7 protein-coding genes are annotated in these 12,690 nt (G+C 67.3%); 6 read left to right on the forward strand and 1 reads right to left on the reverse strand.

The window, feature by feature from the left end:
• Positions 1–413 precede the first annotated feature (413 nt).
• Positions 414–1,658 carry a sensor histidine kinase gene (locus ABD848_RS18560; protein WP_344973988.1) on the forward strand — a complete coding sequence of 415 codons (1,245 nt, stop codon included), beginning with the start codon at positions 414–416 and terminating at the stop codon, positions 1,656–1,658.
• Positions 1,646–2,287, forward strand: coding sequence for a response regulator transcription factor (locus tag ABD848_RS18565; protein WP_344973991.1), 642 nt, complete (start codon positions 1,646–1,648; stop codon positions 2,285–2,287). The genes ABD848_RS18560 and ABD848_RS18565 overlap by 13 nt, the downstream gene beginning before the upstream one ends.
• On the opposite strand, the gene ABD848_RS18570 is transcribed toward ABD848_RS18565, so the two are convergent.
• Positions 2,277–5,411 carry a BTAD domain-containing putative transcriptional regulator gene (locus tag ABD848_RS18570; RefSeq protein WP_344973994.1) on the reverse strand — a complete coding sequence of 1,045 codons (3,135 nt, stop codon included), beginning with the start codon at positions 5,409–5,411 and terminating at the stop codon, positions 2,277–2,279. The two genes, ABD848_RS18565 and ABD848_RS18570, sit on opposite strands and share 11 nt — an antisense overlap.
• Before the next feature lie 486 nt (positions 5,412–5,897).
• On the opposite strand from ABD848_RS18570, the gene ABD848_RS18575 reads away from it, so the two are divergent.
• The 4 genes from ABD848_RS18575 (at position 5,898) to ABD848_RS18590 (ending at position 12,683) form a co-directional block, all read left to right on the forward strand.
• Positions 5,898–6,752, forward strand: coding sequence for an alpha/beta hydrolase (locus ABD848_RS18575; protein WP_344973997.1), 855 nt, complete (start codon positions 5,898–5,900; stop codon positions 6,750–6,752).
• Between the two features lie 689 nt (positions 6,753–7,441).
• Entirely contained in the window at positions 7,442–9,055 is a 1,614-nt protein-coding gene (locus ABD848_RS18580; protein WP_344974000.1) for an ABC-F family ATP-binding cassette domain-containing protein, read from the forward strand.
• 327 nt (positions 9,056–9,382) lie between these two features.
• Positions 9,383–10,201: an AfsR/SARP family transcriptional regulator gene (locus tag ABD848_RS18585; protein ID WP_344974003.1), complete on the forward strand. Its 819-nt coding sequence runs from the start codon at positions 9,383–9,385 to the stop codon at positions 10,199–10,201.
• 550 nt (positions 10,202–10,751) lie between these two features.
• Complete coding sequence (locus ABD848_RS18590) at positions 10,752–12,683, forward strand: alpha-ketoacid dehydrogenase subunit alpha/beta (protein ID WP_344974006.1); 1,932 nt, start codon at positions 10,752–10,754, stop codon at positions 12,681–12,683.
• Positions 12,684–12,690: the final 7 nt, after the last annotated feature.

The following is a 12,690-nucleotide window of genomic DNA, read 5'->3' on the forward strand; positions in this document are numbered from 1 at the left end:
AGTGGTCGAGCCCAAAGACACGGCGCGGGGACGTGCTCCCTGCCGAATCCGAACGGCTCCCGCACCGTGGTTAGCCCTCCTCGCCGCCGCTCCGGGGAAAACCCCGCAAGCGTGGTGCGCTCGTTCTCCCCGCGGGGCGGAAGCGCAGCGTGCGCTCTGCGTTTGCAGTATGAGGCCGGTTTTCGGGCGATGACTAAAATCGATGTCGGTGAGTGCGATTTCGGTGTCTTTTGCTCTTTTCTCGGGCGCTGATAAACTCCTTTTTGTGGTTCCATAGCGATGTTGTGGTTTGACCTTGAATAACCGCTTTGTCTCTTTTGTTGTGCGGCTGGTCTCGTGTCGCGCCAATCGCTGAATTCGGGTAGACGATCCGAAATCGAGGGGGAAACGGTGGGCCGAGGAGCCGAATTCCGGTGACGGTACGCGCAGCGCGCCGGGTCGCAAGCCTGAAGCCGTCGCGGGAGCAACTGGTGGAAGCCCTGCGCGCCATGGCCACCCATACCGGTTACGCGGTGCGCGTCGCCAGCGGGGCGCTGCTGTCCTGGATCGTGCTGTGCGGCCTTGTCCTCGCCCACGGAATGGCCCTTCTGCTCGTGGGGCTTCCCCTGCGGAGACGGCTGGAGGCGACGCTAGACAGAAACGTCGCCGCCGAACTCCATCGGGCCTGCCGCTACCTGGGGCTGAGCGCGCAGTCGGCGTCGCGATTCTCCGGCGGATACTGGATCAAGGTCGGCTGGTCGGGCGTCAACGCCGTCATCGGACTGGGGATCGGGCTCCTTGTTCTGGTCCTGGCCACCGGAATCGCCGTGTCTTTCACCTGCCCCTTGTGGTGGTGGCTGCTCCCGCCCGAACTGGCCGTGACCCCGGGCGGGTACCCGGTGGACTCCTGGCCGTCCGCCCTGCTCACCCCGCTGGTTGGCCTGGTCTACCTCGCCCTGTACGTGTCGCTGGTGCCCAAGGCCGCCCGAGGCCACGCCCGGCTTGCCCGGCGGATGCTGCTCCACGCCGACAAGAACGGGCTGCTGTCGCGCATCACGGAGGTGACGGCCTCACGGCAGGAGGCGCTGGAGGCCCACGGCACGGAACTGCGCAGGATCGAGCGCGACCTGCACGACGGCACCCAGAGCCGCCTGGTGGCGGTACACATGCACTTGGGGATCATCGAGCGGCTGCTCACCGATGACCCCCAGCGGGCGCGCGAGTTGATCGCAGTCACCAAGGACGCCGCGGAGGAGGCGCTGAGCGAGCTTCGCGGCGTAGTCCGCAGCATCTACCCGCCGATTTTGGCCGATCGCGGCCTGACCTCGGCGGTGAAGTCGCTGGCCGCGCGCTCGGCCGTTCCCTGCACCGTGGAGGTCGGCGAGCTCGGGTCGCTTCCCACCGCGGTGGAGGCCGCCGCCTACTTCGTCGTCACCGAGTCGCTCACGAACGCGGCCAAGCACGCTGCTGCCACCGAGATCGGGATACGCATCGGAGCCGAGGACGAAGCGTTGCTCATCACGGTGACCGACGACGGCCACGGCGGCGCCGACGAGAACGCGGGCAGCGGACTGGCGGGGATTCGGCGCAGGGTGGCCGCTTTCGACGGTCAGGCCCGGATCACCAGCCCCCATGGCGGACCGACCACGATCGAGGTAAGGATGCCGTGCGTGTTCTGATAGCCGAGGACGACGTTTTGCTGCGCCAAGGTCTTGCGCTGTTGTTGGAGACGGAGGGCTTCGAAGTGGTGGGAGCCGCCCACGACGCCACCACCTTCCACAAGCTCTTGGAGGAGCGCTCCCCCGATGTCGCCGTCGTCGACATTCGACTGCCTCCCGACTACAACGACGAGGGCCTGCGCGCCGCCGCGCAGGCCCGACAGCGCTTCCCCGGGTTTCCCGTGCTGGTGTTGTCGGCCTACGTGGAGAGCGGCTACGCCACCGAGTTGATTTCCGAGGCGCACGGCATCGGCTACCTGCTCAAGGATCGGGTCGGTGAGGTGGCCGAGTTCATCGAGGCGTTGACCCGTGTCGCCCGGGGCGGCGTCGCCCTGGACCCGGAGGTCGTCTCCCACCTGCTGGGCGGACGTTCCCGCGGCGACCGGCTGGAGGCGCTGACCCCCCGGGAACTGGAGGTACTGGGGCTCATGGCCGAGGGACACGGCAACGCCCGGATCTGCGAGCTGCTCGGCCTGTCCACCCCGGCTGTGGGCAAACACATCGGAGCGATCTTCGACAAGCTGGGACTGTCGCCCAGCGACAGTGGGCATCGCAGGGTCCAGGCGGTCCTCGCCTACCTCAACCGGTGATCCCCGAAGGCCCCGCCGCGTCGGCGCGGGCGCCCTCGGCGTAGTACCGGTCGAACCCCGCGCTGCCCAGCTCCTCGGTCAACGCTCGGACCAGGGCGCGCACGCGCGGGCTGCCCTCGTCATAGCGACCCCCCATGCGCGCGGCCACCCCGAGCATGCGCGCCGCCTCGACGGGGGCGCCCTCGTGGCGCAACACGTCGGCGAACAGTTCGGCCGCTCGGGCCCGAACAGCGGCGTTGCCCAGGTGCTCGGCCGCCCGCATGGCCTCCTGTGCCGCTTGGCGCGCCTGCGCGACCCGGCCTTGGGCCAGTGCGATAGCCCCTGCCTGGCTCAGAACCTCCCGGCGCAGGTAGCCCGCATCCACCAACGTGTCACCGAGTAGCTCCCTGGCCTGGGACAGCAGCCTGTTCGCCCCGGTAATGTCCCCTCGCGCCAGTGCCAGATCGCTCATGGCGACCGTGCACAGGATGCGGTGCTCGATCGCGGCGGTCTCGGCTGAGCCGAGCAGGCCGCTGAAGACCTCCTCCGCCTCGGTGAACCGCTCGGCGCGCACCAGTTCGGTGCCCAGCCGGATCAGGTTCGACGTCAGGTTCTCGGTCGAGCCGACCGACCGCTCCAACTCCACGGCCTCGTAGAGGCTGCGCACCGCGTTCTCGGTTTGGGCGCGCAGCGACTGGAACCCGGCGAGGGCGGCGACGAGCTGGGCGGTCATCCACCGATCGCCCAGCTCGCGGAAGGCGCTCGTCGCCGCCTCCGTGTGGGTTTCCGCCGCGGTCACGTCTCCGGTGTGCTCGGCGACCAGGGCCAGTGAGGCCAGCCCCGCGGCACGCACCCATGGATGGGAGTGGCCTAGGGCGATCTCGGCGTCGGCGCGCACGCTGGCGTGGTCTCCCACGAGCAGCCGGTACTTGGGAGCGATCATGGCCAGCGGCGGAAAGCTCGCCAGGGCATCCTCGAGGTCGGGAGGAGAAACCTCCGGACCTGCCGCGGAGCGCATCCCCGCAGCGGAGACCGGCAAGATCGCCCGGACAGCGGCGAACACCCCCTGGGACGTACCGGGAATCTCCTCGGCCGCGCCGGTGAGCTCGTCGAACCAGTGCTCGGCCTCGGCGTAGCGTCCACGGATGACCCAGTACCAGCTCAGCGCCAAGGCGATGCGCGCGGCCTGGGAGGAGTGCCCGTGCCGGGATGCGTGCCGCATGGTCTCGGCCAGGTTGTCGTGCTCGGTGTCGAGCAGCCGCAGTGCGTGGAGCTGCCCGTGGCCGAGCAGGAGTGGAGCGGCCTCCTCGGCGAGCTGGACGAAATAGCGGGTCGCCGCGGCCCGCGCCCTCGCCTCTTCGCCGGCATCGTCGAGTCGCTCCGCCAGGTAGACCCGCGGGGTCTCCATCAGCCGGTAGCGGTCCTCGCCGCTCGCCGAGTCCACCGCCTGCACCAGCGACTTGTCCGCCAGCGTCGAGAGGAGGTAAGGCACATCGGTCTCGGTGACGTCGCTGCCGTCGCACACGGCCGCCGCGCTGGCCACGGTGGCGCCACCGGGCAGGATCGACAGGCGCCGGGCCAGCAGGCTTTCGTGCTCGGTCAGCAGGTTCCAGCTCCAGTCCAAGACGGCGCGCAGGGTGCGGTGCCGGGTGGGGACGGAGCGGCGCACCTCCGAGAGCAGCCGGAAGCGGGCGTCGAGGTGACGGGCCACCTGCTGGACGGTCATCGACCGGGTACGGGCCGCCGCGAGTTCGATGGCCAGCGGGAGGCCGTCGAGGCGGCGGCAGATCTCGGCGATCGCCGCGGCGTCGTCGGCGTCGACGGTCAGGCCCGGCCGCGCCAGGGAGGCCAGATCGGTGAACATCGCGACGGCCTCGTCCTCCCCATCGCCTCGGCCTCCCACCTTGAGCGGCCCGACCCGCACGAGGGCCTCGCCGTTGACGGCGATGGGCTCGCGGCTGGTGGCCAAGACACGCAGCTCGGGGCAGGCGGCCAGGAGCCGCACAGCGATGTCGGCGACCCCCTCGGCCAGATGCTCGCAGTTGTCGAGGACGAGGAGCGTGCGGCTGCCCGAGAGGGCGGAGACGAGTTGAGCGAAACGGTCGTGGCCGGAGAGGTCCTGCGACAGCAGGGGCAGGCCGCCGGCTCCCACGGCCGCCGCGATCGCCTCCGCGATGTTGCCCTCTTCCCGCAGCGGGGCCAGCTCGACGAAGTGCACCTGGGTGGCGGGGCCGGCGCCTTGGGCGAACTCGGCGGCGATGCGGGTCTTGCCGACACCTCCGGGACCGATCAGTGTCACCAGCCGTGCTCGGCGCATCAGCTCCTTGATCGTGGCCAGCTCCTCTTGCCTGCCGAAGAAACGGGTCAGGAACGGACTGTGCCACTCTCGGGAGCGGGGTGTGGCGGAACCGCGCAGGATGTCGGTGTGGAGCTCGCGTATCCAGGCGGGCGGATCGGCGCCGAGTTCGGTGGCCAGCGTGGACCTGAGGTTCTCGTAGACGGTGAGGGCTTCGCTCTCGCGGCCCTCGCGGTGCAGCACGCCCATGAGAAGGCCATGGCTGCGTTCGCGGAGCGGATAGGCGTCGCACAGCGAACGCAGCTCGGTGATGGAGCCAAGAGGGGGCGTCGAGTGCGACTCCGCCTCGATACGGTCCTCCACGGCCGTGAGCCGAAGCTCGTCCAGCCGTAGCGCCGCCTCGTGGGTGAGCTCCGCCGCCACCCCGGAGAAAGGGGTCCCGCGCCATAGGGCGAGCGCGTCGCGCAGCACCCCCGCGGCTTGCCCGGGCGCCCCCTCCCGCAGCAGTCGCGCCCCTTCGGCCGCGAGCCGCTCGAAGACGTTGACGTCGACGTCCTCCTCGGAGATGTCGAGCAGGTAGCCACCGGCGCGCATCACGGGTCCGATATCGCCGGCCCCGTGCTCATGCAGCCTGCGGCGCGTCCGCGAGACGAGCCGTTGCAGGGCACCGACTCCGTCACCGGGGGGCCGGCCGTTCCACAGCTCGTCGATGAGAACGTCTCTGGGCACCACCCGCCCGGGAGCCAGGGCCAATCGGGCAAGGAGCGAGACAGCGCGGCCACTACCAAGCGGTAGCGCCTGCCCCTGTCCGTCTCGCACCTCGAAAGGCCCTAGCATTGCGACACGCACGCCCGTCAATGTGCCAGAGTCCCGGTTGCGGAACAAACAGGGGGCAGCACGGGTAGGGGCTTCCCTACGCCCTCGAACGTTCTTCCACTGCGACTCCTGGAACGCGGGGGAGAGACGGCGAGCCAGCGCAGCCCGCCCTAGCGAATAACGAGCGAGCCGCCGCACAGGACAAAGTCACGCCGACATGTGAGCGAATTCCTAGTTGTTGACAGTTGTTCCTGTGCTTGTCGTGTGCTGATGTCGGACAGTCAGTATGCCATATCAAACGCCGGGTTCGCCGAATCGTGTATCCATTTCGAGGGCTGCTTCGCTTTTACCGGCATGTCGAGTGATCAGGAGAAATCCTCGCCATGCGAGGGGTATCAGTGAAACTACCTGTTCTTTCGGCTCAGTGTTGACGTGTGGATTTCGGTATCGAATATTCAAGGGGTGGTGGACCGGAAAACGCTGAGGTCGTCCACTGTAGGCTTTGTAAGGAGTGGTGATATGAGATCACGGAATTTGGCTCGCCGAACGTCGACCGTGCTTATCGGCTTGCTGGTGGCCGCCTTCCTCGTTCCGGTGTCGGCAACCTCTGCCGCCGCCTTCCTCACGCCCGGGGGCGGCTCGGGCCCCTACCCCGCTGAATACGAGACCACCTTCCGACTTCCCGAGCACACGATCTACCGGCCCGTCACCCTTCCCGAGAACGAGCAGTTGCCGATCGTCGCGTGGGGCAACGGCGCGTGCCAAGCCGACGGCACGATGTTCGAGGAGATCCTCACCGAGTTCGCCTCGCACGGGTTCCTCGTCATCGCCAACGGCAGCCCGGATGGCTTTGGCAGCACCGACGCCGAGATGCTTACCGAGTCCATCGACTGGGCCATTGACGAGAACGACCGCTGGTTCAGCGAGTACCGCGGCCACATCGACACCGACAGCGTCGCTGTCATGGGTCAGTCCTGCGGTGGTCTGGAGACCTACGAGGTGGCCGACGACCCCCGCATCACCACCACCGTGCTGTGGAACAGCGGCCTGCTCAACGATGCTGACAACTACCTGCTCACCCGGTTGCACGCCCCCATCGCCTACTTCGCCGGCGGCCCCGACGACATCGCCTACGAAAACGCCATGGACGACTGGGATCGCCTGCCCGCGGGGCTGCCGGCGTTCATGGGCAATCTGGATGTCGGCCACTTCGGTACCTATGACGAAACCAACGGTGGCGAGTACGGTCGTGTCGGCACCGACTGGCTGAAGTGGCAGCTCAAGGGTGACCAAACCGCTAAACAGCAGTTCGTCGGCCCCAACTGCGGGCTCTGCTCGACCGAGTGGGACGTGCGGCAGAAGAACCTGAGCTAACACACTCCCCCGCACGGGGCGTTTCGGCGCCCCCATCGAGCTGTCCCGTCCGCGGCACGCCCGGCTGGGAACGTCGCCGCCTTCCCCCTCCTTCGCCCCCGACCCGGGGTGAAGGCACCATCCCCGCGATACCTGCGAGGACGGCGCCGGGCAGCAGTGCCCAGGGACAGGAGAGAAGGGCCGACCGGACACACCCGGTCGGCCCTTCGGCCGGTCCCGTGCCGACCGACCCGCCGCACTCTTCCCGGGCGGGGCAGAGCCTCGACGTCGCCCGCCGCGGAGGGCAGGCCCCGGCCTCCCGCTCGACGGCGCCCCGCTGGGAGAAGCCGTGCTTCACCGCGACGCGGGTGGGCGAGCCACCCGACCTCTCGCCGGCGGTTGCGTCTTCGTCCGGACCGCCTCTCGGCTTCCCAAGCAGGATTTTCCGGGTGTCCTATAATCGATAATTGCCAGGTTCACAAGGGGCGAAATAGGGGACGGGTGGCCAGAGTCCAGACCTCGGCTGCGCAACGCCGTCGGCCGCACGTGTCGTTTATGGGCGCGGTTAATGCGGTAGACTGCCACCATGCTCTCCTGACACCGCAAACTTCGGCCGTACGTGAGGCGCCCCCTGCTCCGAGGGGAAGTCAGCCCCGGCGGCTTTTCGCTTTTCGGTCTACTGATCATTCTTCTTGAGCGTTAGGTGTCTTGTGTCCAACGCGCCTTTTTTGCGAGCCGACGACCTTGTCAAGTACTACGCAGAACGCCTTGTCCTGGACGGAGTGTCTATAACCGCCGCACCGGGCCAGCGCATCGGCCTCGTCGGCGAAAACGGCGTCGGGAAATCGACGCTGCTGCGCCTACTCGCCGGCGTCGAGGAACCCGACTCCGGCTCGATTCACCGTCCTCCCGACTGCGGGTTCTTGTGGCAGGACCTGCCTTATCCCCCCGAAGCCAGTGTGCAGGACGTCATCGACGACGCGCTGCGGGAGATCCGCGCGGCCAAGACGCGGTTGGATGCGCTCACCGAGCACATGGAACGCAGCCCCGATGACACCACGGCACTGGCCGAGTACGGTGACCTGCTCGAATGGGCTCAAGACCACGGTCTGTGGGACGCCGACCGGCGGGCGAAAGTCGTGCTCGCCGGTCTCGGCCTGGGCGAGGTAGACCCCGGTCGGCGCCTGGGCGCGCTCTCCGGAGGGCAGCGCGCCCGGTTGGCGCTGGCCGCCCTGTTGACCCGCCAACCGCGAGCGATGCTGCTGGACGAGCCCACCAACCATCTCGACGACGAGGCGATCGGTTTCCTGGAGCGCCAACTGGCGGCGCTGCCGGGAACAGTGATCGTGGCCAGCCACGACCGCGTGTTTTTAGAGGAGGTGTGCACCGACATCGTCGACCTCGACCCCTCCAGGGAGGGAGTCACCCGCTACGGTGGCGCCTACAGCGACTACCTGCAAGCCAAGGCCCGCGAGTACCAGCGCTGGCAGGAGCAGTACGCCGCCGAGCAGCAGGAGCTCAAGGAGTTGCGCACGGCGGTCGAGGTCACGGCCCGCTCGGTCGGCCACGCTCGGGCGAGTACCGACAACAACAAGATGGCCTACGACCGCCATGGCGGTCGGGTGCAAAAGCAGATCTCCCGGCGGGTGCGCAACGCCCAGCAGCGGTTGGACGAACTTACCCGTACCCAGGTGCGCAAACCCCCGACACCGTTGCGGTTCGCAGCGTCGCTCACCGCGGAGCCGCCTCCCGACCAACGCGCCCTTTCGCTGCGCCAGGTGGAGATTCCCGGTCGGTTGCAGGTCGACCACCTTGAGGTGTCCACCTCGTCGCGGCTCATGGTCACCGGTCCCAACGGTGCGGGCAAATCCACGCTGCTCAATCTGCTCGCCGGGCGGCTGGCCCCGACGAAGGGCGAGGTCCACCACGCCAAAGGTATCCGCGTCGCGCTGCTGGACCAGGAGGTCGTCTTCGACGACGACCACGCAAGCCCGCGCGAGCTCTACAGCGCGGCGGCCGGCCCTTCGGCGGCGCCGCTGTCACAGCTTGGGCTGTTGCCGCGACGGGAGCTGCAACGTCCGGTCGGGCTGCTGTCGACCGGGCAACGTCGGCGGGTCGCACTCGCCCTGGTGCTCGCCCACCCTCCCGATGTCCTGCTGCTGGACGAGCCCACCAACCATCTGTCGCTGCGCTTGGTGGAAGAACTCGAAGACGCCCTGCGCACCGCTGCCGGGGCCATTGTCGTGGCCACCCATGACCGGTGGCTGCGCCGTACCTGGGAGGGGGCCGAACTCCCCCTGACCGCGGGCAAGATCGCGGCCTGAACGCCGTAGCCCCGAAGTGCCCTAGCCCGGCGCTTCGGGGCAGACCGGCCCCAGCCGACGGCATCACCAGGGGCGCGAGGCGGCTGCCCGAGGAGGCCCGAAGGTGGAAGCGACAGCGCGAGACCAGAAACTTTACGTATCCGGTTGAATACCTTCTGACAGGAAGTTTAGTGTCTTGGAGTGTGTGACTTCTCGGGCTTGTGTCTCTTTGAAAGGAGGAGCAGGACTGGATCTCTTTTTCGGAAAATCCGAAACTCGATTTCTTTTGTCGTGGTTGCGGTATGGCTCCGTTGGTCAGGGTGGCTCGAACGAAAATCGGGGGCTGGATTGGATATTCAACTGCTGGGGATGTTTTCAGTTCGGGTGGAAAACCGCTCCGTGGTGCCGACTGCTGTGATGCCGCGCCGGATGATGGCCCTGCTCGCCTCGCACGCCAACAAGGTCGTGCCCATATCTTCGTTGTGCGAGGAGTTATGGGAGGAAAGATTCCCGAGAAGTATGGAGATCACACTACAGACTTACGTTTTTCATCTTCGTACCTTGATTAATAGTGCTCTGGGTAAGACCCCTCCGGAGAACGGAGGCCTCGCCAAGAACGCTCTGGTGGCCCGGCCGGGCGGTTACCTCCTTGACACGCTGGGAGGAACCATTGATGCCGCAGAATTCGACAGGCTTGCTGAAGCAGGCCGTCATGCCCGGGAAGCCGGTAACTTTTCGACCGCCTCACGTCGGTTCAACGAAGCGCTGGCGCTATGGAAGGGGCCGCCCCTGACAGATGTTCAGGTCGGTCCGGTACTGGAGGCTGAGGCGGTTCGTCTGCACAGGAGTCACCTCAACCTCCTCGAATCCCGTGTTGACGTCGAGCTGCGGATGGGGCGTCACCGGGAGATGGTGCGCGAACTCACCGCCATGGTCGAGCGTTACCGCACTCATGAAGGGTTGTCCGCCCACCTGATGATCGCGTTCTACAGGTCGGGGCGCCAACGAGAAGCGATCGAGGTCTTTCGCAGACTGCGCTTCCATCTGCTCTCGGAACTCGGAGTGGAGCCCTCGCCGCAGCTGCAACGATTGCGGCACCTGATTCTCACCAGGGACACGCGCCTCAAGGCGCCGTGTAACGACGTGGACCGTTTGACGCGTACCTGAGGGCGACCAAGCCTGACGTGTTCTTCCGCCGTTGCCGGGCTCGGTGGGGCGGGGCGTGGTCCGCTCCACCGGCGTCCAGCCGTTTTCGAGCCGGCACTTCATAGGCCGCTCCGCTGGGCGAACGGGCGGGGAGGCGGTTGAAACCGCTCCCTTCCCCCGCGGGGGCCGCGATGGTCGTCTCGCGCCTCCGGGATGTTGCGGCGCGGACCGTCGTCCCCGCACCGGTCGCCGCCCCGTCCACCGCTTTTTCCTTCGCGAGGCCGACGCGACGCATTCTCAGCTCAGGGCCACGGCTCTGCTGAAAGAAGGCTGTTCTTTTGACTTTGCCGAGGTCCGACAGGGGCAGTCCGTCCGGTTGCGTCTCCTGACTCGTTCCTTCGGGTGGGTGAACAACCGTTCCCTCCCCCGAAAGTATGAGTGACTAAACGTCGATTTAACTATTTTGAGCGATATGCTCCTCTTGGGTGATTCATCCACCTCATCGATTGTTGAAAATCTTCCTGAGCGGAAAAATTGCTTTAGCAGGATTTTCATGACATGAGGAGACGTCTTGCCCGACGCAGACTCACGAATCGCGTTACTTGAGCGCATGATGCTGTCACGTGAGTGTGATCGCAGATCCGGATTGATGCTGCGTCAAGGGGAAGCGTGGTTCGCCCTGTCCTCTGCCGGACACGAGGCACTGGCGGCGATTGCCGAGGCCCTGGAGGAGCAGGACTTCCTCTTCCCCCACTACCGAGACCGGAGTCTGGTCATGGCGCGGGGGATGAGCGTCGAAGACGTCGCGCGCGACCTCATGGCAAAGGCCGACTCGAGTTCAGCCGGCCGCAACATGGCCTCCCATTTCAGTCACCGCCCCGGGAACGTGTTCTCGATCGCCAGCCCCACCGCCAGTCAGTGCCTTCCAGCGGCGGGGGTCGCGTGGGCGGCGGCCCGACGCAACGAACAGTCCGTCGTGATCTGCTCGCTTGGCGAGGCGTCCACGCGCCAGGGGGAGTTCTTCGAGTCGCTGGCCTTTGCTGTGCAGAACACCTTGCCCGTCGTGTTCCTCGTGGCTGACAACGGTTACGGCATCAGCACGCCCACCAGCGGCACGTCTCCGACCGACCTGGGGATGCTGCCGTCGGAGCGGCTCGTGTTCCTCGACGGGGCCGACCCGGAGGCCGTGCTGGAGACCGGTCGCGTCGCCGTCGCCACGGCCCGCAGCGGCGGGGGGCCTACGGTGCTGTGGTGTCGACTGGACCGGCTCGAACCGCACAGCTCCTCCGACGATCACAGGCGATACCGTTCGGCTGAGGAACTCGCCTCCCTCCGCGATCCCGTCACCCGCTACACCGAGGTCCTCACAGCCGAGGGCGTGGTGACGGCAGCGGAGGTGGCACGGCTACAGGAACGCTTCGCCGACGAGGTCGAAAGGACGTTCCACCGGGTCGCGGCCGAGCCCGCCGCCGACCCCAAGGGGGTGCACCAACACGTCTTCGGCCCGGCGCCGGAGACGGTCGAGCCGGTCCCCCCGAGCGGGGGGACCGTCGGAGCGGCAGTCAACCGGGCGCTGAGCGGAGGTCTCGCGCACGATCCGGACATGCTGGTCTTCGGTGAAGACGTAGCGGACCCCAAAGGCGGTGTCTTCGGTTTCACCAAAGGACTGGGAACCGACCGCGTGGTGAACTCCCCCCTCGCCGAGGCCACCATCGTGGGAGTCGCCGTAGGGCTGGCCGCCGCGGGGATGCGCCCGGTGGTGGAGTTGCAGTTCGTCGATTTCGTCGGCCCCGCCTGGAACCAGATCGCCGCTCAGCTCAGCACGTTGCGCTGGCGCACCGTGTCGGAGTGGCAGTGTCCTGTCGTGATGTACGCGCCTTGGGGGGCCTACCTTCCCGGCGGTGGAATCTGGCACAGCCAAAGCAACGAGAGCCTGTTCACGCATGTGCCGGGGCTACAGGTCGCGGTGCCGTCCACCCCCGAGGACGTCGAGGTCACCTTCGCGCAGGCGTTCGCGGGCCACGATCCCACGCTGCTTCTGCTTCCCAAACACCTGCTCCGCCTTAACCGGGAGCCGGCTGCGCGCCCCGTCCCCGCCCATGGGGCTCGAACCGTCGTTTCCGGCACTGACGTGACTGTGGTGACCTGGGGAAACGGAGTCGAGATCGCAACAGGGGCCGCCGCGGAGCTCGACCGCGAGGGCGTCAGCGTCGAGGTGATCGACCTGCGCTGGCTGGTCCCGTGGGACCGCGGGGCGGTGGCCGCTTCGGTGCACAGCACCGGCCGACTGGTCGTCGTCCAAGAAGATGTGCGCACGAGCAGTTTCGGCGCGGGGCTGCTCGCCGACATCACCGGCTCCGACGACGAGTTCTACGCGCTCCTTGCCCCGCCCCGGCTCGTCTCCCGTGACGATCTTCATGTGCCGTTCCACCCCCAACTCGAACGGGTCGTCCTGCCGAGCGCGGACGACGTCGTGACTGCGATCCGCTCGGTCCTGAGCTGAGAAGAGG

It is taken from the genome of Salinactinospora qingdaonensis (genome assembly GCF_039539445.1).
GTDB classification, from domain to species: domain Bacteria; phylum Actinomycetota; class Actinomycetes; order Streptosporangiales; family Streptosporangiaceae; genus Salinactinospora; species Salinactinospora qingdaonensis.

Bases quoted from the DNA above. Each gene is read 5' to 3' on its own strand.
- ABD848_RS18575 (WP_344973997.1), top strand. From the start codon at position 5,898: ATGAGATCACGGAATTTGGCTCGCCGAACGTCGACCGTGCTTATCGGC.